The 21,535-nt window shown below is 59.6% G+C and carries 23 protein-coding genes; 21 read left to right on the top strand and 2 right to left on the bottom strand.

All coding sequences use genetic code 11. From position 1 onward, the window contains the following. The first annotated feature begins 22 nt into the window (after positions 1-22). Together HBH25_RS13655 and HBH25_RS13650 are read left to right on the top strand one after the other, a co-directional pair. Positions 23-571: a glycine zipper 2TM domain-containing protein gene (locus tag HBH25_RS13655; protein WP_168084464.1), complete on the top strand. Its 549-nt coding sequence runs from the start codon at positions 23-25 to the stop codon at positions 569-571. Between the two features lie 1,193 nt (positions 572-1,764). Continuing rightward, entirely contained in the window at positions 1,765-4,161 is a 2,397-nt protein-coding gene (locus tag HBH25_RS13650; protein WP_324616890.1) for an autotransporter family protein, read from the top strand. A 60-nt stretch (positions 4,162-4,221) separates the two neighbouring features. Here HBH25_RS13650 and HBH25_RS13645 read toward each other — a convergent pair whose 3' ends face one another. After that, the gene (locus HBH25_RS13645) at positions 4,222-4,689 is read right to left on the bottom strand and encodes an Lrp/AsnC family transcriptional regulator (RefSeq protein WP_168084462.1); all 468 of its coding nucleotides are present in this window, start codon (positions 4,687-4,689) and stop codon (positions 4,222-4,224) included. A 134-nt stretch (positions 4,690-4,823) separates the two neighbouring features. On the opposite strand from HBH25_RS13645, the gene HBH25_RS13640 reads away from it, so the two are divergent. Further along, the gene (locus tag HBH25_RS13640) at positions 4,824-5,444 is read left to right on the top strand and encodes a LysE family translocator (RefSeq protein WP_168084461.1); all 621 of its coding nucleotides are present in this window, start codon (positions 4,824-4,826) and stop codon (positions 5,442-5,444) included. A 54-nt stretch (positions 5,445-5,498) separates the two neighbouring features. On the opposite strand, the gene suhB is transcribed toward HBH25_RS13640, so the two are convergent. After that, complete coding sequence (suhB, locus tag HBH25_RS13635) at positions 5,499-6,314, bottom strand: type III secretion system regulator SuhB (RefSeq protein ID WP_168084460.1); 816 nt, start codon at positions 6,312-6,314, stop codon at positions 5,499-5,501. 144 nt (positions 6,315-6,458) lie between these two features. Between suhB and trmJ the strand changes: the two genes are divergently transcribed. The 18 genes from trmJ to bamB all read left to right on the top strand — a co-directional run bounded on the left by trmJ (position 6,459) and on the right by bamB (position 21,521). Continuing rightward, on the top strand, positions 6,459-7,214 hold the full coding sequence (gene trmJ / locus HBH25_RS13630; RefSeq protein WP_168084459.1) for a tRNA (cytosine(32)/uridine(32)-2'-O)-methyltransferase TrmJ: 756 nt from the start codon (positions 6,459-6,461) through the stop codon (positions 7,212-7,214). A gap of 2 nt (positions 7,215-7,216) precedes the next feature. Beyond that, the gene (cysE, locus tag HBH25_RS13625) at positions 7,217-7,984 is read left to right on the top strand and encodes a serine O-acetyltransferase (protein WP_168084458.1); all 768 of its coding nucleotides are present in this window, start codon (positions 7,217-7,219) and stop codon (positions 7,982-7,984) included. Positions 7,985-8,210: 226 nt separating this feature from the next. Then, on the top strand, positions 8,211-8,717 hold the full coding sequence (iscR, locus tag HBH25_RS13620; RefSeq protein WP_168084457.1) for a Fe-S cluster assembly transcriptional regulator IscR: 507 nt from the start codon (positions 8,211-8,213) through the stop codon (positions 8,715-8,717). A gap of 39 nt (positions 8,718-8,756) precedes the next feature. Further along, entirely contained in the window at positions 8,757-9,971 is a 1,215-nt protein-coding gene (locus HBH25_RS13615) for an IscS subfamily cysteine desulfurase (protein WP_168084456.1), read from the top strand. Positions 9,972-10,025: 54 nt separating this feature from the next. Beyond that, positions 10,026-10,412, top strand: a complete 387-nt coding sequence (gene iscU, locus HBH25_RS13610; protein WP_002552476.1) for a Fe-S cluster assembly scaffold IscU — start codon at positions 10,026-10,028, stop codon at positions 10,410-10,412. 35 nt (positions 10,413-10,447) lie between these two features. Beyond that, positions 10,448-10,771 carry an iron-sulfur cluster assembly protein IscA gene (iscA, locus tag HBH25_RS13605; protein ID WP_168084455.1) on the top strand — a complete coding sequence of 108 codons (324 nt, stop codon included), beginning with the start codon at positions 10,448-10,450 and terminating at the stop codon, positions 10,769-10,771. Between the two features lie 8 nt (positions 10,772-10,779). Then, entirely contained in the window at positions 10,780-11,301 is a 522-nt protein-coding gene (hscB, locus tag HBH25_RS13600; RefSeq protein ID WP_168084454.1) for a co-chaperone HscB, read from the top strand. A 39-nt stretch (positions 11,302-11,340) separates the two neighbouring features. Then, a complete protein-coding gene (hscA, locus tag HBH25_RS13595; RefSeq protein WP_168084453.1) occupies positions 11,341-13,203 on the top strand; it encodes a Fe-S protein assembly chaperone HscA in 1,863 nt (620 codons plus the stop codon). Between the two features lie 3 nt (positions 13,204-13,206). Further along, positions 13,207-13,548, top strand: a complete 342-nt coding sequence (gene fdx / locus HBH25_RS13590; protein WP_168084452.1) for an ISC system 2Fe-2S type ferredoxin — start codon at positions 13,207-13,209, stop codon at positions 13,546-13,548. A gap of 14 nt (positions 13,549-13,562) precedes the next feature. Next, on the top strand, positions 13,563-13,763 hold the full coding sequence (gene iscX, locus HBH25_RS13585; protein ID WP_168084451.1) for a Fe-S cluster assembly protein IscX: 201 nt from the start codon (positions 13,563-13,565) through the stop codon (positions 13,761-13,763). Between the two features lie 87 nt (positions 13,764-13,850). Then, complete coding sequence (gene ndk, locus HBH25_RS13580; protein WP_168084450.1) at positions 13,851-14,276, top strand: nucleoside-diphosphate kinase; 426 nt, start codon at positions 13,851-13,853, stop codon at positions 14,274-14,276. Positions 14,277-14,304: 28 nt separating this feature from the next. Then, positions 14,305-15,453 (top strand): dual-specificity RNA methyltransferase RlmN, encoded by a 1,149-nt coding sequence (rlmN, locus tag HBH25_RS13575; protein WP_168084449.1) that lies wholly within the window; start codon positions 14,305-14,307, stop codon positions 15,451-15,453. Positions 15,454-15,475: 22 nt separating this feature from the next. Next, complete coding sequence (gene pilW, locus HBH25_RS13570) at positions 15,476-16,237, top strand: type IV pilus biogenesis/stability protein PilW (protein ID WP_168084448.1); 762 nt, start codon at positions 15,476-15,478, stop codon at positions 16,235-16,237. Beyond that, positions 16,234-17,265, top strand: coding sequence for a RodZ domain-containing protein (locus HBH25_RS13565; protein WP_168084447.1), 1,032 nt, complete (start codon positions 16,234-16,236; stop codon positions 17,263-17,265). Before pilW ends, HBH25_RS13565 begins: the two co-directional genes overlap by 4 nt. A 4-nt stretch (positions 17,266-17,269) precedes the next feature. Beyond that, positions 17,270-18,379 carry a flavodoxin-dependent (E)-4-hydroxy-3-methylbut-2-enyl-diphosphate synthase gene (ispG, locus tag HBH25_RS13560; RefSeq protein WP_168084446.1) on the top strand — a complete coding sequence of 370 codons (1,110 nt, stop codon included), beginning with the start codon at positions 17,270-17,272 and terminating at the stop codon, positions 18,377-18,379. Positions 18,380-18,400: 21 nt separating this feature from the next. Continuing rightward, entirely contained in the window at positions 18,401-19,687 is a 1,287-nt protein-coding gene (gene hisS, locus HBH25_RS13555; protein WP_168084445.1) for a histidine--tRNA ligase, read from the top strand. 48 nt (positions 19,688-19,735) lie between these two features. After that, positions 19,736-20,377: a YfgM family protein gene (locus HBH25_RS13550; protein WP_168084444.1), complete on the top strand. Its 642-nt coding sequence runs from the start codon at positions 19,736-19,738 to the stop codon at positions 20,375-20,377. After that, a complete protein-coding gene (gene bamB, locus HBH25_RS13545; RefSeq protein WP_168084443.1) occupies positions 20,370-21,521 on the top strand; it encodes an outer membrane protein assembly factor BamB in 1,152 nt (383 codons plus the stop codon). Before HBH25_RS13550 ends, bamB begins: the two co-directional genes overlap by 8 nt. Positions 21,522-21,535 lie beyond the last annotated feature (14 nt).

The following is a 21,535-nucleotide window of genomic DNA, read 5'->3' as shown; positions in this document are numbered from 1 at the left end:
TTCCTCGCCGCAGGAGGTTTCCGTGAACAAGTCGTTGCTGATTGGTGCAGTATTGGGTGCTGTCGGTGTAACCGCCGGAGGTGCTGTTGCTACCTACAGTTTCGTGAATAACAAAGCACCCGAGTACGCTCAGGTGCTGGCGGCAGAGCCGATCAACGAGCAGGTCAAGACGCCGCGTGAGGTGTGCAGGGATGTGACGGTAACGCACCAGCGCCCTGTGCAGGATCAGCACCAGATCGTAGGTAGCGTACTGGGCGCCGTTGCCGGTGGCCTGTTGGGCCATCAGGTAGGCGGCGGTCACGGCAAGCAGCTGGCGACCGTAGCTGGCGCAGTGGGTGGCGGCTATGCCGGTAACAAGGCCCAGGAGCATTTGCAGGCCGGTGACACCTACACCACCACCCAGAACCGTTGCAGCACCGTCAATGACGTGAGCAGCAAAGTGGTGGGCTATAACGTGAGGTACCAGCTCAATGGCAAAGAAGGGCAGGTGCGCATGGACCACAACCCAGGCGGGCAGATTCCTGTCACCAAAGACGGCCAGCTGGTGTTGACCCAAGCGGCTGTGCAGTAACGCTGCTGCCGTGGGCATACCGAGGCTGGCAGCATTCAAGGATACCCTTTTCCTTGCTGCCAGCTTCGCGCTAGTCGCTTGTTCGTCCCGCGTCGAACTAGCGTCCTATGCAGGTCGAACGCTTACACCCGAAGTGCTGTCGGTTCCAGGGTTTTCAATTCAAGCGCTAAAGCCTGGGTCGGGTCAGCATTTGCATCTGCGGGTTTATATTGAAGGTGATGGCCATGCCTGGGCTACCGCTTCTCAGCCCAGTACCGACCCCACTCCTCATGCCTCTCTTATGCTAGAATTGGCATCGGCTGATAAAAGCACAGTTGCCTATTTAGCGCGCCCTTGCCAGTTTGTCATGACCCAGGGGTGCGATGTCCACGTTTGGACAGATGCACGCTTTTCCAGGCCTGAAGTAGATGCCATGAATGGCGCGCTGTCAGTGCTTAAGCAGCAGTTTTCCGTCGATACCTTCGAGCTGGTTGGCCATTCGGGGGGAGGGGCTATGGCACTGGTGCTTGCAGGAATGCGAAACGATGTAACCCAAGTGCATACCCTTGGCGGAAATGTCGACCCCCTGTTCTGGACACAACTCCACCACCTTGACCCATTGAGCAGCCCTGTGGTGCCACTGGCCTATCGTGAGCGGCTTAAGCACGTTCGTCAGCGACTGATTGTTGGCCGCCAAGATACGGTGGTTCCCCCAAGCGTAGCGCGGTCATACCAAGCGCAGGCAGGGGCGGACTGTCTTGACATGGTCAGTATCGACGCTTCGCACATGGAAGGGTATGCCTCGACATGGGTACAGTTTTCTGACAAGGAAATACGGTGTACCCCACCTGCTCCGAGAAATAGACATTAAATTGACGTTATTTATTTGTCCTATTTTGCTTGCGTATTTGTAACAGCCCGCTAACATTCCTCCCTGTTCCCTCGGTAAAAACGCCTGCTACAGCAGTGCAGTGCTGTCGGCTTACCAAGCACGGTATAGCTGTGTCCACTATTGAATGGATATCTCCTTTTTGAAAACCTTTAGCAAAACTGTTCTCGCCCTAGCCATAGGTGCGTGCACCACACCGTCCTACGCCGTTGATTTCGACATCAGCCAGGGTAGTGTCATGTTGAGCCATCAGCAAATCAATGACAGCATTACTATCAGTGGCGTTGCTTCAAGAAAGTATTCTGCGAGGAAGACAGAAATAGAATTGAATGCTGTCTCTGCCACAGGCTCGGTTGTCAATAGTGCTGGTATTAGTATTGATGGTGCTGGTTTCCAGACAAAAGGTTTTGTCATTTCGGGCGGCTATCCTTACAGCAATGCAGCAGGCTATGCCGGTACAATTGGCGGTGATATTCGTAACAACGGCACCCTCTCTATCAACAATGCTTATGGCGTTGAAGGCATTGAAGTAGGCCCAGTAGTGGTAAAGGGCAGCTTTGTGAATGCTGGCAGCATCAGTATCGGTACCGCTTCGAGCCAGCCAACGTACGGCACTGCGGAAGGTGTTTACTTCCACGGGACAAAAATCGAAGGCGACCTCATCAACTCGGGGCTAATAGAAGTAGCCGCTGACGAAGGCACCGGGTTGACCATTGATAGGGACGGGTACCTCTCTTTTGAAGTGGGTGGAAGGTTTATCAACAGCGGGACCATACTGGTAACTGGTACCGAAGTAGATGGCATTGATATAGAGGCGCCCACCAGCCCGCTGGATATTCTTAATAGCGGAAGCGTGAAAGTAATTGGCGATGACTCCAATGCTATTCATCTTTGGGAAGGCACTATCAACGCCTTGAGCAACTCGGGTGAGATAATCGCTGAAGGTGCTAATACTCACGCGATTGTGTTCGAAGGCGCTACGCTGAGCGACAACTTGCCATCCGGAGAGCGTGGGGTTATCAACACAGGCACCATCCGTGCCGATGATGACGCTATAGTGGTTACCGAGGATGCCCCGCGTGAAGGCTTCGAGATCAATCAACGTGCAGGCCAGATCGTCAGCACAAACGGCGCGGCCATCCAGGGCGGTGGTTTGGCGACGTTGAATTGGTCGGGTGGTGATATCCAGGGCGATCTGATGGACATGGCGGGCGTGAATGTTACCGGCCCTGCCGGCTTCCGGGGTTCGCGCATCGATAGCAATGTGTCGGTCAGCAAGGGCGGTTCGCTGAACCTGGCCAGCGCCGGGACTGCGATCACCGGCGACTTGGACGTTGCACGCTTGAGCGCCATCGATATGCGCCTGTCCAATGCTACCGTGAACACCACGCCGTACCTCACCGTGGGCGGCGTGGCACGCTTTGCCGATGGCGCTCGTATTACGCTGAGCGCCAACCCGGGGGACTTCACGCCTACTGCTGAAGGAAAAACCTATTCGCTGTTGTCGGCCAGTGCCGTGCAGGACGGCGGCCTGAGGGTTGCCAGTTCTTCGGCCTTGTTGAACGTAGCCAGCTATAGCGTGGACCCTACTTCGGTCGCCGCCGTGGTAACACTCAAGTCAGATCAGCAAGTGAATGAGGACCTGGGCAGCGTAGGTGTAGAGGCGCCTGCCACGGGCATTGTCAATCGCTTTAAAAACACCGTGCTCGGTGGCCTGAAGGCCGACGACCGTGTGTATCAAGCCTTTGCTAACGCCAATACTGAAACCTTGGCCCGGTTGAGCAAGCAACTGGCGCCCGAAGTGAGCCGTGGCGGGGTCGATGCTGCCATGGCCGGCCAGAGCGCCACCAGCCGTGCCATTGGTACCCGCATCAATAGCCTTCGCGGGATGTCGTCAGGGGACGTGCTCACGAACACGGGCGTATGGGCCCAGGCGCTCAACAGCACCATGGACCAGAACGCGCGCGATGGTGTCGCGGGTTACTCGGCCAATGCTGGCGGCATCGCCGTTGGTGCGGACGGCATGCTGAACCCTGACACCACAGTCGGCCTGGCGTACTCGTATGTGAATGCCAATGTAACCTCGGACACAGGCAACAAAACCGATGTGCAAGGTGGCGCGCTGGCCCTGTACGGCAACTGGCAGCTGGGCAACTGGTTTACCCAGGGCAGCCTGTCCTACGGCCATAACGATAACGACAGCAAACGCTATGTAGCTGGCACCCTGGCCAAGGGCAGCTATGACAGCGACGTATTGAGCGTTAATACCCTGGCGGGCTACACGTTCAAAATGAGTGAGCAACTGGTGTTGGAGCCGCGTGTCGCTGCCCGCTATGCCAACGTGCAGGTGGATGGCTACACCGAGCACGGCTCCAGCGCCGCCCTGCGCAATGGCGACCAGCGTTTCGAGACGGGTGAAGTAGGGGCCGGGCTGCGTGTTGCAGGCAACTCACCACTGTTTGGGGGTTCTCTACAGCCCGAAGCAACTTTAATGGCCTATCACGACCTGATTGGCGACCGCATCAATCAGACCTCGGCCTTTAGCCAAGGCGGTGCTACCTTTGCCGTGACCGGTGCCAAGCCTGTACGTGACACCTACGAAGGTACAGTGGGGCTGAACTACGCCATCAACGCGCTGACATTGGGCGTGAGCTACACCTATGAAGGGCGCTCAGGCTATAACGCCGACACTACGATGTTGAAGGCGCGCTATGCCTTCTAAATAGGGCGGGACCTATGGCCGTGGGGGTATGACCCTACCACCACGGCCTGCCGCAAGAAGCTACACCGGAAAGGCCGTAAACGGCTTGATCTCCTTGAGCACAAACATGCTCTGCATCTCCTTGATGCCGGGAAGTTGCCGCACCACCGACATGGCGAATTCTGCAAAGCTGTCCAGGTCCGGTGCCACTACCTGCAACAGGAAGTCCGCATCCCCGCCGATGCTATAGCACGCCACCACCCTGTCCAGCTGCATCACCTCCTGCTCGAACTTCTTTGCTTCTGCCGCGCTGTGCCGGTCGATATTGATCCGAATGAACACCATCACGCCCAGCCCGATCTTGCGACGATCCAGTACTGCGCGATAACCCTGGATATAACGATGCTCTTCCAAGTGGCGTACTCGGCGCCAACAGGGAGAGGCTGACATACCTAACTGGTCTGCCAGGGCCTGGTTGGAGATGCGGCCATCCTGTTGCAGTGCCGCTAAGATACGGGCATCTGTAGGGGGTAAAAGGTCGGTGGTCATATCTACCCTGAAACTGGATTAATAAGAAAGGAATTGCCTGGCAGGGCCGCTAATAAGGGCAATTCAGAACAGTTATTTCTGCCTAACGGTATAGGCTCTTGTGGACAGAATCTACTAGAGGCGAGCGAGAAACCATGCTGGACACAACACAGGCCCTCACCTACTCCGCAGCGCTTGCCCTAGCGGCTGCCATTCCTGGCCCCGGTATGGCCGCGTTGGTGGCAAGAAGTGTAAGCAGTGGGGGTGCCGCAGGGTTCTGCTTGTTAGCTGGCCTGATACTGGGAGACCTGACCTACCTGTCGTTCGCGGTATTTGGGCTGGCCATGGTGGCTGAACATTTCGCTGCACTGTTCCATGTCGTATGTTGGTGCGCAGCGCTGTACCTTTGCTATCTGGCTTGGCAGTTCTGGGTAGCGCGTCATGAACCCGTGCAGGGCGTTGCCAGCGAGCAGGGTAGGGCATTGTGGGCGGCCGCGGTGTCCGGCCTGACCATTACACTGGGAAACCCTAAAACCATCGCGTTTTACCTGGCGCTGCTGCCCCTGGTTATCGATTTGCAGGCAGTAACGTTCCACGTGTGGGCATCCACGCTGGTGCCCTTGACCATACTGGTGTTGCTGAGTGTCGGCGGGGTGTTTGTGGTGTTGGCGTTGCGCATTCGCCACCTGCTACGCAGCCCTCAAGCCCTGCAGCGTCTCTTTCGTGGTGCGGCCTTGGTGATGGTGGTGGCAGCCGCTTCGATGGTGTTGAAATAGCGCGAACATAAAAAAGCACCTCGAAAGGTGCTTTTCTATGTCAGCCGCTTGCGATCAACGCTTGATGGACGCAGGCAGATGCGGCTGGATGGCGGTCAGCACCGCTTTGAAGCACTTGGTGTTGCCGGCAACGATATGGCCTTTTTCAAGGAATTCGTGGCCACCAGTGAAATCGCTAACCAAGCCGCCCGCTTCCTGGATGAGCAGGGCGCCTGCCGCCATGTCCCACTCGGACAGGCCCGATTCCCAGAAGGCGTCGAAGCGGCCGGCGGCCACGTAGGCCAGGTCCAGGCTCGCAGCACCGGCACGGCGGATGCCGGCGGTCTGGCCTACCAGGCTGCGGAACATGCCCAGGTAGTTGTCCAGGTGGTCCATCTGGTTGTCGCGGAATGGGAAGCCGGTACCCAGCAGGGCGCCTTCCAGGCTGCGACGCGTACTGACGCGGATGCGGCGGCCGTTCACGGCAGCGCCACGGCCACGGCTGGCAGTGAATTCTTCCTGGCGGACAGGGTCGAGCACCACGGCGTGCTCAAGGCGGCCGCGGTATTTGCAGGCAATGCTGACGGCAAAGTGCGGAACGCCACGCACGAAGTTGGTAGTGCCGTCGAGCGGGTCGATGATCCAGAGGTAGTCTTCGCCTTCACCGCTGCCCGCATGCAGGCCGCTTTCCTCGCCCAGGATGCCGTGGGTAGGGAAGGCCTTGCGCAGTGCAGTGATGATCGCCTGCTCGGCCGCGCGGTCTACTTCGCTGACGTAGTCCTTTGCGTCCTTTTCATCGACCTTGATGCTATCCAGCCGCTCGATGGAGCGGAAGATCAGTTCACTGGCGCTGCGGGCGGCGCGCAGCGCGATATTCAGCATGGGCTGCATGGATGTTCTTTCACCTGGTCATTAAAAAGAGCCGCGCATTCTAACAGAAAAGCTGGCATTCAGAAGTGGGCCTTGAGCCTTCATAGCGTTGCTTTCGTCGCTTCTGTAGAATTCGCCCCCTTTTCTTATACGGGAACGCCCAGGATGCTAAGCAGGATTCGCATCGTTTTGGTCAATACCAGCCACCCTGGCAATATCGGTGGGGCTGCCCGCGCCATGAAAAACATGGGGCTTTCACAGCTTGTACTGGTAGACCCCGCTGTGTTCCCCTCGGCCGAAGCCAGCGCACGCGCGTCGGGCGCCGACGATATCCTGGCCAATGCACGCGTGGTGCCTACCCTGGAAGAGGCGCTGGTAGGGTGCAGTCTGGTGATGGGGACCAGTGCCCGTGACCGTAGCCTGCCCTGGCCCTTGCTGGACCCACGTGCCTGCGCCAGCAAAGCGGTTGAGGATGCCCAGGCGGGTGGCGAAGTGGCGCTGGTGTTCGGGCGCGAACATGCCGGCCTTACGAACGATGAGCTGCAACGCTGCCATTTCCATGTGCATATTCCGTCCGCGCCGGAATTCAGCTCGCTCAACCTGGCGGCTGCCGTACAGGTACTGGCCTATGAAGTGCGCCTGGCCTTCCTGGCCCTGGAGACCTCAGTACCCGCAGCGCCAGCCGAGCCTGTAGCCGAACTGGCCACCGCCGAGGAGCTAGAAGGCTTCTATGGGCATATGGAGGCTGCCTTGGTGGACATCGGTTTCCTGGACCCGGAAAAGCCCCGCCATCTGATGGCGCGCCTTCGCCGGCTATACAGCCGATGCCGCATGGAACGCACTGAAGTAAGCATCCTGCGCGGCATTCTCACCGAAACCCGCAAGGCTGCGCGAGGCGAGCCCTACAAGCGAAAGGACTGACCATGTTTGCGCGCATGCGAGAAGACATCCAAAGCGTTTTCCACAGGGACCCGGCTGCTCGTAACACCCTTGAGGTACTGACCTGCTACCCCGGGCTGCATGCCATATGGCTGCACCGTGTGGCTCATCGCCTCTGGCGTTCGGACTGGAAGTGGCTCGCACGTTGCACATCCAACTTCAGCCGCTGGCTCACGGGGGTGGAGATTCACCCAGGTGCGCGCATTGGTCGTCGTTTCTTCATAGACCACGGCATGGGTATCGTGATTGGAGAAACCGCTGAAATCGGCAACGACGTGACCCTGTATCAGGGCGTAACCCTGGGCGGTACTACCTGGAACGCTGGCAAGCGTCATCCCACGCTGGAGGATGGTGTGGTAGTGGGCGGCGGTGCCAAGGTGCTGGGGCCATTCACAGTGGGTGCAGGTGCCAAGATCGGTTCCAATGCCGTGGTCACCAAGGCCGTGCCCGCTGGCGCGACAGCGGTAGGTATTCCTGCCCGTATTATCGTGAAGCGGGATGAAAGCCAGGAAAGCCGCCGCAAGGCCATGGCTGAAAAAATCGGCTTCGATGCCTACGGCGTCACCGAAGACATGCCTGACCCGGTTGCCCGTGCCATTGGCCAATTGCTGGACCACCTGCATGCCGTGGAGGGTCGGCTCGAAGGCATGTGCGGTGCGCTGACGCAACTGGGCAGTGACTACTGCGCCAAAGACCTGCCTCAACTGAACGAAGCAGACTTCGCCCCCGTAAAGGAAGCATCCAAGCCCTGATACCCCCTGTAGGAGCCCCTGCCAAGGGGCGAAGCAGCTTACCCGTTACCAAGGAGGTTCTGGGGAAGCAACCCAAGCGGCCGTGCAGTGCATTGTTATGCTACTATCCGTCGCCGCTTTCCCGCTAATCCCGAGTAATTTACTAGGTCTTATAGTTGACTTAAATACTCGGGAATCGCATACTTGCCCCATCGCGTCCCTATTCGCAAACCGTGGTAACCCAACCGTGCGACTGACAACCAAAGGCCGATACGCCGTGACCGCCATGCTGGATCTGGCGTTGCATGCGCAGCGGGGGCCGGTGTCCCTGGCCGATATTTCCGAGCGCCAAGGTATTTCTCTCTCGTACCTCGAGCAGCTGTTCGCCAAGCTTCGCCGTGGCAACCTGGTGTCCAGCGTTCGCGGGCCAGGCGGCGGTTATCAGTTATCTCGGGACATGCAGGGCATTCAGGTTGCGCAGGTCATCGATGCGGTCAATGAATCCGTCGATGCTACGCGCTGCCAGGGGCTGGGCGATTGCCATGCCGGTGATACCTGCCTTACCCACCACTTGTGGTGTGACCTTAGCCAGCAGATCCATGAATTTCTCAGCGGCATCAGCCTTGCTGACCTGGTAACTCGCCGTGAGGTCCAGGAAGTGGCGCTGCGACAAGACCAGCGCCGCTGTGGCACCCAGGCTGCGATGCCGGACAAGCCCGTTCTCGAAAAGATAGAAACCTCTGCCGTCGACTGACCGCCGTAGAGCGGAGCGCGCCTGATTAGGAGATTCCCGATGAAATTGCCGATTTACCTGGATTATTCTGCAACCACCCCTGTCGACCCTCGCGTTGCCGAGAAGATGATCGACTGCCTCACCATGGAGACGAACTTCGGTAACCCGGCGTCGCGCTCCCATGTGTTCGGCTGGAAGGCTGAAGAGGCGGTGGAAAATGCCCGTCGCCAAGTGGCGGACCTGGTCAACGCCGACCCGCGCGAAATCGTGTGGACCTCCGGCGCAACCGAATCCGACAACCTGGCCATCAAAGGTGCTGCTCACTTCTACGCCAGCAAGGGTAAGCACCTGATCACCACTAAGATCGAGCACAAAGCGGTGTTGGACACTACCCGCCAGCTCGAGCGCGAAGGCTTTGAGGTCACGTACCTGGAGCCCGGCGATGATGGCCTGATCACAGCTGCCATGGTTGAAGGCGCGCTGCGCGATGACACCATCCTGGTGTCGGTGATGCACGTGAACAACGAAATTGGCACGGTCAACGATATCGCCGCCATCGGCGAAGTCACCCGGTCGCGCGGAGTGCTGTTCCATGTGGACGCAGCCCAATCCACCGGCAAGGTGGAAATCGACCTGCAAGCGCTGAAAGTGGACCTGATGTCGTTCTCGGCCCACAAAACCTATGGCCCCAAGGGTATCGGCGCGCTTTACGTCAGCCGCAAGCCTCGGGTACGCCTGGAAGCGCAAATGCACGGCGGTGGCCATGAGCGCGGCATGCGTTCCGGTACCCTGGCCACTCACCAGATCGTGGGCATGGGCGAAGCGTTCCGCCTTGCCAAGGTCGATATGGTGAAGGATCGCGAGCATGTAAAAGCATTGAGCGATCGCTTCTTCAAGCAGGTCGAACACCTTGAAGAGCTGTACATCAATGGCAGCTCGTACGCCCGTGTGCCGCACAACCTGAACCTGAGCTTCAACTATGTTGAAGGCGAGTCGCTGATCATGGCGCTCAAGGACCTGGCGGTCTCGTCTGGCTCGGCGTGCACCTCCGCTTCGCTGGAACCGTCCTACGTGCTGCGGGCACTGGGCCGTAACGACGAGTTGGCACACAGCTCCATTCGCTTCACGTTCGGCCGCTTCACCACTGAAGAGGACGTCGATTACGCAGCCGCCAAGGTGTGCGAGGCCGTCACGAAACTGCGTTCCCTGTCGCCGCTGTGGGACATGTACAAGGACGGTGTCGACATCTCGAAAATCGAGTGGGCCGCACACTGATTAGCAAGGCCGCCACCAGAGCGGCCTTTGATGAATTGATGAGGAGTACCTGACATGGCTTACAGCGAAAAGGTTATCGACCACTACGAAAACCCACGCAACGTTGGCAAAATGAATGCCGAAGACCCGGATGTGGGCACCGGCATGGTCGGCGCCCCGGCCTGTGGTGACGTGATGCGTTTGCAGATCAAGGTCAACGAGCAGGGTGTTATCGAAGACGCCAAGTTCAAGACCTACGGCTGCGGTTCCGCCATTGCTTCCAGCTCCCTTGCTACCGAGTGGATGAAGGGCAAGACCTTGGACGAAGCCGAGACCATCAAGAACACTCAATTGGCTGAAGAGCTGGCCCTGCCGCCGGTGAAAATCCACTGCTCAGTGCTGGCCGAGGACGCTATCAAGGCGGCCGTCCGGGATTACAAGCAGAAGAAAGGCCTGCTTTAACTCGCTCGAAACGCGTTTGCATACCAGGAGTTCCAATGGCCATCAGCATGACAGAAGCCGCCGCCAACCACGTTCGCCGCTCCCTTGACGGGCGCGGGAAGGGCGAGGGCATCCGCCTGGGCGTTCGTACCACCGGTTGCTCGGGGTTGGCTTACGTTCTGGAGTTCGTTGACGAAACGGCCTCTGAGGATGAAGTGTTCGAAAGCCACGGCGTAAAGGTGATCATCGATCCCAAGAGCCTGGTGTACCTCGACGGCACTGAGCTGGACTTCGTTCGCGAAGGGTTGAACGAAGGCTTCAAGTTCAACAACCCTAACGTGCGTGGCGAATGTGGCTGCGGCGAAAGCTTCAACATCTGAGGTTGCTTGTGGGTACGCTCTGTCATTTTGCATTGTTCGACCTCAAGCCGGCCTTCAGGCTGGACCTGGATCAACTGGCTGCTCGCTATCGTGAGCTGGCCAGAGGTGTCCACCCTGACCGCTTCGCCGATGCCCCCGCTGCTGAACAGCGCCAGGCGCTAGAGAAGTCGGCGGCGTTGAACGAGGCCTACCAGACCCTCAAGAGCGCCCCCCGCCGTGCTCGCTACTTGCTGGCGGTCAGCGGGCAAGAGGTGCCGCAGGAAGTGACCGTGCATGACCCGGACTTTCTCCTGCAGCAGATGCAATGGCGCGAAGAGCTGGAAGACCTGCAGGATGCTGCCGACCTTGAAGGTGTGGCTCGCTTCAAGCAGCGCCTCAAAGCTGCACAAGCCGCATTGGACAGCGACTTCGCCGCCTGCTGGGACCAGCCTGAGCAGCGCGAGCAGGCCGAGCGCCTGATGCGCCGTATGCAGTTTCTGGACAAGCTTGCCCAGGAAGTGCGCCAGCTCGAAGAACGCCTCGACGATTAACCTGTGCCGCTACGGTCGCACGCCTGAAAAAAGACAAGCATGGCTTTATTGCAGATCGCCGAACCCGGCCTCAGTCCTCAGCCGCACCAGCGCAGGCTGGCGGTGGGGATAGACCTGGGAACTACCAACTCATTGGTTGCCGCCTTGCGCAGCGGCCTGTCCGAAACCCTGCCTGATGCGCAGGGTAACGTCATTCTGCCTTCCGCCGTGCGCTATCACGCTGAGCGCGTGGAGGTAGGTGCCACTGCACGGCAGGCCGCTGCTACCGATCCGTTCAATACCATCGTTTCCGTGAAGCGCCTGATGGGCCGTGGCATCGCCGATGTTCATCAGTTGGGTGAGCAACTGCCGTATCGCTTCAGCCAGGGCGAGTCCCACATGCCGTTCATTGAAACGGTACAAGGGCCGAAAAGCCCAGTGGAAGTGTCTGCCGAGATTCTGCGCACCCTCCGTATACGGGCCGAAGCCAGCTTGGGCGGGGACCTGGTGGGTGCAGTGATCACCGTGCCGGCCTACTTCGACGATGCACAGCGCCAAGCCACCAAGGATGCTGCTCGCTTGGCTGGCCTTAATGTACTGCGCCTGCTGAATGAGCCCACGGCTGCCGCGGTGGCCTACGGCCTGGACCAACAGGCTGAAGGCCTGGTTGCCATCTATGACCTGGGCGGGGGCACGTTCGATATCTCCATCCTGCGTTTGTCCCGCGGAGTGTTCGAAGTGCTGGCCACGGGCGGAGATAGCGCCTTGGGCGGCGATGATTTCGATCACGCCATCGCGACCTGGGTGCTGGAAAGTGCCGGGTTATCGGCCGACCTGGCTCCCGCAGCGCAGCGCGAATTGTTGCAGGCAGCATGTGCGGCAAAAGAAGCCCTGAGTGCTTCAGACGTAGTAACGCTGGCCTATGGTGGCTGGTCTGGTGAACTGACGCGCGTAGGCTTCGAAGCCCTGATCGAGCCCCTGCTGGCGCGCAGCCTTAAAGCCTGTCGGCGCGCCGTGCGTGATTCGGGCGTGGAGCTTGAAGAGATTGGTGCCGTAGTCATGGTGGGTGGCTCCACTCGGGTGCCTCGCGTACGCCAGGCTGTGGGCCACTTGTTTGGGCGCGAGCCGCTGACCACCATTGACCCTGATCAGGTGGTGGCCATTGGCGCAGCCATCCAGGCCGATACGCTGGCAGGTAACCAGCGCGACGGCGAAGCCTTGTTGCTGCTGGACGTGATCCCGCTGTCGCTGGGCCTGGAGACCATGGGCGGGTTGATGGAGAAGGTGATCCCACGCAACACCACCATTCCCGTAGCCCGGGCACAGGAATTCACCACCTACAAGGATGGCCAGTCGGCCATGGTGATCCATGTGCTCCAGGGCGAGCGCGAGTTGGTGAGCGATTGCCGTTCGCTGGCGCGGTTCGAGCTACGGGGCATTCCACCCATGGTGGCAGGGGCTGCAAAAATTCGCGTGACCTTCCAGGTGGACGCAGACGGCCTGCTTGATGTGTCTGCCCGCGAGCTGGCCTCTGGCGTAGAATCCAGCATTCAGGTCAAGCCTTCGTATGGCCTGACGGACGATGAAGTCGCCCGCATGCTCAAGGATTCGTTCCAGTATGCTGGCGACGACAAGCAGGCCCGCCAGCTACGCGAGCACCAGGTCGATGCCGAGCGTTTGCTTGAAGCCGTGCAGGGTGCCCTGGACGCCGACGGTGAGCGGCTGCTGGACGCCGATGAGCGTATAGCCATCGACTACCAGATGCAGGAACTGCGTGATTTGATGAACGGCACCGATGGCCCCGCCATCGAGCAGCAGACACGGCGTCTGTCGCAAGTGACCGATGCCTTTGCCGCCCGTCGCCTTGATTCGACGGTCAAAGCCGCACTGGCCGGGCGCAACCTGAATGAGATCGAGGAGTAACCGATGCCCAGGGTTGAATTCCTGCCGCATGAAAAATTTTGCCCCAATGGGCTGGTGGTAGAAGTGCCTGCGGGCACTAATATTCTTGAGCTTGCTCACGAGCACCATATCGAGATGGAAAGCGCCTGTGGTGGCGTATGTGCCTGCACCACCTGTCATTGCGTCGTACGCAAGGGCTTCAGCTCGCTGGCTGAGGCCGACGAGATGGAAGAAGACATGCTCGACAAGGCCTGGGGCCTGGAAGCGCAGTCTCGCCTCGGCTGCCAGGTGATCGTGGCAGACCAGGACCTGACCATTGAGATTCCGAAGTACTCCCTCAACCATGCGGCCGAAGCGCCGCACTGAGCAGGAGCGTACCTATGAGCCTGAAATGGGTGGACGTGCAGGAAATCGCCATTCAGTTGGCCGAGGCGCGGCCAGACGTAAACCCTGCTACCGTCAGCTTTCCGCGCTTGCGGGAGTGGGTGATGGCCCTGCCTGAATTCGACGATGACCCCAACCGCTCCGGCGAGAAGGTACTCGAAGCGATCCAGGCGCACTGGATTGAAGAAGCGGATTGAAATATTCCGTGGTTAGGAAATACCTCCAAACCCGCGTATAATTCGCGGGTTTTATTTTTGCTTAACTCATTGTTTCTGGAGTGTCACATGGCTGTTCAACGTACCTTCTCCATCATCAAGCCTGATGCCGTTAAAAAGAATGTCATCGGCAAGATCACCACACGCTTCGAAGACGCTGGCCTGCGCGTTGTAGCGTCCAAGCTCAAGCAGCTGTCCAAGGCTGAGGCCGAAGGCTTCTACGCTGAGCACAGCGAGCGCGGCTTCTTCGGTGACCTGGTCGCCTTCATGACCTCCGGCCCAGTTGTTGTTCAGGTGCTGGAAGGCGAGAACGCCATTGCCAAGAATCGCGAACTGATGGGCGCAACCGATCCGAAGAAAGCCGACGCCGGCACCATTCGCGCTGATTTCGCAGACTCCATCGACGCCAACGCTGTTCACGGCTCGGACTCCGAAGCCGCTGCTGCTCGCGAAATCGCTTACTTCTTCGCTGCTACCGAGGTAACCACTCGCTAAGCATCGCTTAGGAGTGAAGGGTGAATTCATGACAACGTCAGCCGACAAAATCAACCTGCTGGGCCTTACCCGCCAGGAAATGGAACAGTTCTTCGATTCACTCGGGGAAAAGCGCTTCCGCGCCGGTCAGGCGATGAAATGGATTCACCACTTTGGCGTCGACCACTTCGACGCCATGACCGATTTCGGCAAGGTGCTGCGCGCCAAGCTCAAGGCCTGTGCCGAAATTCGCGGCCCGGAAGTGGTCAGCGAAGATATTTCTTCCGATGGCACGCGCAAGTGGGTAGTGCGTGTGGCGTCGGGCAGCTGTGTGGAAACCGTCTACATCCCCCAGGGCAAGCGTGGCACCCTGTGCGTGTCTTCCCAGGCGGGTTGTGCGCTGGATTGCAGCTTCTGCTCTACCGGCAAGCAAGGTTTCAACAGCAACCTCACCGCCGCCGAAGTGATCGGCCAGGTGTGGATCGCCAATAAATCCTTCGGCAGCATCCCGGCCACTGTGGACCGTGCCATCACCAACGTGGTGATGATGGGCATGGGCGAGCCGCTGCTGAACTTCGATAACGTCATAGCGGCCATGCACCTGATGATGGACGACTTCGGCTATGGCATCTCCAAGCGCCGGGTCACCTTGTCCACCTCGGGCGTGGTCCCCATGATCGACGAGCTTGCCAAGCACATCGACGTGTCGCTGGCCTTGTCGTTGCATGCGCCGAATGATGCCTTGCGCAACGAGCTGGTGCCGATCAACAAGAAGTACCCCCTCGCCATGCTGCTCGAATCCTGCCAGCGGTACATGTCCGCGCTGGGCGAGAAGCGGGTGCTGACCATCGAGTACACCTTGCTCAAAGACGTGAATGATCGCCCTGAGCATGCCGAGCAGATGATCGAGCTGCTGCGCAATGTGCCATGCAAGGTCAACCTCATTCCGTTCAACCCGTTCCCTCACTCGGGTTATGAACGCCCCAGCAACAACGCTATCCGGCGCTTCCAGGATGCCCTGCACCATGCGGGTTTCAACGTAACGGTGCGCACCACCCGTGGTGAGGATATCGATGCGGCCTGCGGCCAGTTGGTAGGGCAGGTGATGGACCGTACTCGCCGTAGCGAGCGTTATATTGCAGTGCGTCAGCTGGAAGCTGGCGCCGAGGCGCTGTCGGCCAACGTTAGCCGCCCCTGAGCGCAACCTAGAGAGGAACTCGATGACCTTGCGCAGCGCACCTCTGATTTTCCTGTTGCTGGTGCTCACTGGCTGTGTGACCACAGGCAAGGTGAACCCCATGGATACCCGCCAGGGGCGGGAGCAGGCACGCGATGCTTATATCCAGTTGGGGCTAGGCTACCTGCAGCAGGGCGATACCGAGCGCGCCAAGGTTCCGCTCAAGAAGGCGCTTGAACTGGACAGCAGCAATGCCGATGCAAGCGCAGCCCTGGCGCTGGTGTTCCAGGCCGAGGGTGAAACGGCCCTTGCCGAGGAACAGTTTGGCAAGGCATTGTCCTCCCGCCCCGGTGATGCGCGCATATTGAACAACTACGGTGGTTTTTTATACGCGCAAAAACGCTACAAGGACGCTTACGAAAAATTCCAGCAGGCGTCTGCCGATGCCCTCTACCCTGAACGCTCCAGGGTGTTCGAAAACATGGGGATCACGGCATTGATGCTAGGTAACAAGGATGAAGCCCGGCAATTGCTGGACAGGGCTTTACGGTTGAACCGCCAGCAACCTCGCGCGTTGCTTGAAATGGCTCAGTTGTCCTATGAGGCACAGCAATATGTGCCTGCACGGGATTACTATGAGCGCTTCAGCCAACTGAGCGAGCAGAATGCGCGCAGTTTGTTATTAGGTACGCGGCTGGCCAAGCTATTTGACGACAAGAACCGGGCGGCCAGTTATGGTCTGCAATTGAAAAGACTCTATCCCGGTACGCCGGAATATCAGCAATACCTGTCGGAGCAAAGATGAAAGCGGCGCATCCCGAAGTAGCAGCAGCGGCTCGCACCAACCCCGGCGAAACCTTGCGACAGGCCCGTGAAAGCAGAAACTGGTCGTTGCAGGAAGTCGCCGCGCGGCTGAACCTCACCACTACCTCTCTGACCAATCTGGAGTCTGGCGCTTTCGAACGGCTGCCAGGGCATACATTCTCGCGGGGCTACATTCGCGCCTATGCCAAGCTGCTGGGCATGGACCAAACGCCCCTCGTCCAGGCCTTTGACCATTACACCGGTACAAATGCCCAAGGCGCCGACGTGCATGGGCTAGGGCGCATCGAGGAGCCGGTGCGGCTGTCTCATAACATTCTGCGTATCGTGAGCCTGTTGCTTTTGGTGCTGGTGATTGGCGGCGGCTTCCTCTGGTGGCAGGACCAAAACGCTTCCCGCGGGCGGGACCAGGCCGGTACGGCCATGGAGCACGTTGAGGTGGAGAGCGCCGACGGCACGACGCAAATCCACCCTATCGATGAGCCTGAAGACCGTGCGGTAAGCGATAGCCAGGTAGCACCTGCGCCGGATACCTCCACTTCAGAGGCGCCCGTGGCGTCGAGTACAGGTTCAACGGCGGGTTCCGCTTCTGCGCCTGCTGCAACCCCAACAGCGCCGCCACTGGCTACCACCCATTCATCCACGCCAGCAGCCACGGCCTCTGCACCCGCCATCGCGCAGCCGGCTGTACCTGCTACCGCGCCGGGTACCGTGCCGGGTACCGCGCCAAGTGCTGCAGCAACCTCCCAGCCCACCGTACCTGCTGCTGGCCAGGGCCAAGTGCAGATACAGTTTGTCGCTGACTGCTGGACCCAGGTAACAGACGCTACGGGCAAGGTGCTGACGAGCGGCCTCAAGCGCAAGGGTGACAGCCTGGACGTCAGCGGCAAGCCACCTTTTCAAGTACGCCTGGGCTTTGCCCGTGGCGCACAGGTCACTTATAACGGCGCAGCCGTCAATGTGGCACCCTTCACCTCGGGCGAAACCGCTCGCCTGAAACTGGGGCAATAACACCATGCACGGCGAATCACCCATCAAACGTCGCGAATCCCGGAAGATCTGGGTAGGCGCTGTTCCAGTAGGCGGCGACGCACCCATCGCGGTGCAAAGCATGACCAATACAGACACCCTGGACGTGCTGTCCACTGTCGCCCAGATCGCTCGGTTGGAAGAAGCAGGCGCCGATATCGTGCGCGTGTCCGTGCCGGATATGGACGCCGCTGAGGCCTTCGGGAAAATCAAGCAGCTTGTGAACGTTCCTTTGGTGGCAGACATCCACTTCGATTACCGCATTGCCTTGCGGGTGGCGGAGCTGGGCGTGGACTGCCTGCGGATCAACCCTGGCAACATTGGCCGTGAAGACCGTGTGCGCGCGGTTGTGGATGCCGCCCGTGACCGGGGTATTCCCATTCGTATTGGCGTGAACGCCGGTTCTCTGGAAAAAGACCTCCAGAAGAAATACGGCGAGCCCACGCCAGAGGCCTTGGTAGAGTCTGCCTTGCGTCATGTGGAGCACTTGGACCGCCTGGATTTTCAGGACTTCAAAGTCAGTGTGAAGGCCTCTGACGTGTTCATGGCCGTAGCGGCCTACCGCCAGCTGGCGACGCAGATCGTTCAGCCCCTCCACTTGGGCATCACCGAGGCGGGCGGGCTGCGTTCCGGTACGGTGAAGTCCTCGGTAGGGCTAGGCATGCTGCTGATGGATGGCATTGGCGACACCATCCGTATTTCCCTGGCAGCAGACCCAGTGGAAGAGGTGAAGGTCGGCTACGACATTCTCAAGTCGTTGCGCCTGCGTTCGCGTGGCATCAACTTCATCGCGTGCCCCAGCTGTTCACGTCAGAACTTCGACGTGGTGAAAACCATGAACGAACTCGAAGGGCGGCTGGAGGACCTGCTGGTTCCCATGGACGTGGCGGTTATCGGGTGCGTGGTGAATGGGCCCGGCGAAGCCAAGGAAGCCCACATCGGGCTGACGGGGGGTACACCTAACCTGGTCTACATCGATGGCAAGCCTGCGCAGAAGCTGACCAATGACAACCTGGTAGAGCAGCTGGAGCGGCTGATTCGCCACAAGGCGGCGGAAAAAGCCGAGGCCGATGCGGCGCTGATCGCCCGCGGCTAATCAATTCGTTAAGGACACACCGTGACAAAGTCTCTGCAAGCCATTCGTGGCATGAATGACATCCTGCCCGAGCAGACGCCCCTGTGGCGCTATTTCGAAGGCACCGTGGCGGGCCTGCTCGATGGCTATGGCTACCGCCAGATTCGCATGCCTATCGTTGAATTCACCGAGCTGTTCAAGCGCTCCATTGGCGAAGTGACCGACATCGTCGAAAAGGAGATGTATACCTTCGAAGACCGCAATGGTGATTCTCTGACCTTGCGCCCAGAAGGTACGGCCGCGTGTGTACGTGCCGTTCTCGAGCATGGCATCACAGGCAGTGGCCAGCCACAGAAGCTGTGGTACATCGGCCCCATGTTCCGCCATGAACGCCCACAGAAGGGGCGTTACCGCCAGTTTCACCAGATCGGTGTTGAGGTGTTCAACCTGGCCGGGCCGGACATCGATGCGGAACTCATACTGCTCACTTGGCGCCTGTGGGGTGCCTTGGGCATCCGCGATGCCGTGACCCTGGAGCTCAACAGCCTGGGCACCAGCGAAGCACGGGCACGCTATCGGGATGCGTTGGTCGCGTTCCTGTCCGAACGCCTGGAGCAGCTGGACGAAGACAGCCAGCGCCGCCTCAAGAGCAACCCTCTGCGCATTCTCGACAGCAAGGCGCCTCAAACCCAGGCGTTGCTGGGCGATGCGCCCAAGCTGGCCGACTACCTGGACGACGAATCCCGTGTGCACTTCGATGGGCTGAAAGCACGCCTGGACGCAGCGGGTATTCCCTATGTGATAAATCCCAAACTGGTACGTGGCCTGGACTACTACTCCAAGACCGTATTCGAGTGGACAACCGACAAGCTTGGGGCGCAGGGCACCGTCTGTGCCGGCGGCCGTTACGATGGCCTGGTGGAGCAGATGGGCGGCAAGCCCACGCCAGGCGTAGGGTTCGCCATGGGGATCGAGCGGTTGATCCTGCTGCTGGAAACCCTGGAGCAGGTGCCCGAGGCGCTGGCGCGCCAAGTGGACGTCTACCTCTGTGCCATTGGCGAAGCGGCCGAGCTGGCAGCGCTTACCTTGTCCGAACAGCTACGTGATCAGGTTCCAGGCTTGCGGCTACAGGTGAATGCAGGTAGCGGCAGTTTCAAGAGTCAGTTCAAGAAGGCTGACAAAAGCGGCGCGCTCTTTGCCCTGGTGCTGGGGGAGGACGAGCTGGCCCAGGAGGTGATAGGGTTCAAACCCCTGCGCGGCCAGGGCGAACAACAGAATGTTGCCTGGGGCGCGCTGGCCGAGCATCTCGCCAGCGCCTTGCAGGCCTGATCAACTGCCCCCTTGGGCGTGACGTTTATAAAACACAGGAGTATTGGGGTGTCGGGTAGCGATGATGAACAGGTCGTCCAGTTGAAGGACTGGTGGCAGCGCAACGGCAAGCCCTTGGTGACTGGCGGCCTGATCGCGCTGGTCGTGGTCTTTGGCTGGCAGGGTTGGCAGAAGTACCAAGGCAGCCAGGCTCAAGGGGCGTCGAACCTTTACCAGCAGCTGCTTGAAACAGTCCTGGTGCCAGGCGGCAAGCCGGAGCAGGCCAAGGTGGATTACCTGGCCGGCGAACTGGACAAGAACTACGCCGGCACCGCTTACGCCCAGTATGGCAAGCTGTTCCAGGCCAAAGTGAATGCAGACGCCGGCCGGCCAGACGCAGCGGCTGGCCAGTTGCAGGCTGTGATCGACAAGCCGGCCGATGCGGCCTTGGGCGAGGTCGCCCGGGAGCGGCTGTCGCAAGTGCTGGCAGCCCAAGGCAAGGCCGAGGACGCGCTCAAACTGCTCGATGGCGAGGCTGACAAAGCCTTTGTGGCCAGCCGTGAGGAGTTGCGTGGCGACCTGCTGGTAAAACTGGGCCGCGCCGATGACGCCGCTGCAGCGTACCGCAAGGCCAAGGCCGCACTGGCCGACGATGCCGCCGTAGGCGACCTCCAACTCAAGCTGGATGACCTGGCCAAAGGGGATGCGTGACGTGATTCGATGGAAACAGGCGGTATTGCTGGCCCTGGCCGTAACGGTCGTCGGCTGCAGCAGCAACAGCAACAAGGAATTGCCTCCCGCAGAGCTGACCGACTTCAAGGAAGAAGTTACCTTGAGCAAAGTGTGGAGCGAGTCCATTGGCGATGGCCAAGGCAAGACCTACAACATGCTGGTGCCAGCAGTAGAGAGCAACACGATCTATGCGGCGGACACCCAAGGCATTATCAAGGCCATGGACCGCATGAACGGCAACGTGCAGTGGAAAAAGGACATGGAAATGCCCATTTCCGGCGCCGTGGGCGTGGGCAGTGGTATGGTCATGTTCGGCACCCTGCGCGGTGACATCGTGGCGCTGGACGCAGCCAACGGTGAAGAGCGCTGGCGTGCCCATGTGAAAGCCGAGGTGCTGGCACCGCCTGCTACCAACGGTAACGTGGTCGTTATCCAGACCCAGGACGACCGCCTGGTAGGCCTGGATGCCAGCAATGGCAACCAGTTGTGGGTGTATGACAGCACCCCGGCCGTCCTCACATTGCGTGGCACCAGCGCGCCGCTGGTCACCAATCAGCTAGCCGTGGCAGGTTTGTCCACTGGCAAGGTGGTTGCACTGGACATTCGAAACGGCACTCCCGTTTGGGAAACCCGTGTGGCGATCCCTCAGGGGCGTTCGGAGCTGGACCGGGTAGTGGATATCGACGGCGGCCTGCTGCTGTCGGGCGGCACGCTGTACGTGTCCACCTACCAAGGCCGCATGGCCGGGCTGGAACTGGAAAGCGGCCGGGTGCTGTGGCAGCGTGATGCGTCCAGCTACGCAGGCGTGGCCCAAGGTTTTGGCAGTGTGTATGTGGCCGAGGCCTCGGGTACGGTAGAGGGCGTCGATGAACGTTCCACTACCGCCTTGTGGAGCAATGACCAGTTGGCACGCCGCCAGCTGACGGCGCCGGAAGTGTTCTCCAGCTATGTGGCCGTGGGCGACATGGAAGGCTACCTGCACCTGCTCAGCCAGGTAGATGGCCGGTTCGTAGGCCGTACCAAAATAGACGGTGACGGTTTGCGTGCCCGTCCGCTGGTGGTAGGCGACATGCTGTACGTGTATGCAAACAGCGGCAAGCTGGAGGCGCTGACCCTCAAGTAATGCTTGCTATGCTT

This window comes from Pseudomonas quercus, assembly GCF_012033695.1.
GTDB classification, from domain to species: Bacteria; Pseudomonadota; Gammaproteobacteria; order Pseudomonadales; family Pseudomonadaceae; genus Aquipseudomonas; species Aquipseudomonas quercus.
The sequence above is the reverse complement of the archived record's forward strand: the minus strand, read 5'-3'. Positions and strand labels throughout refer to the sequence as shown.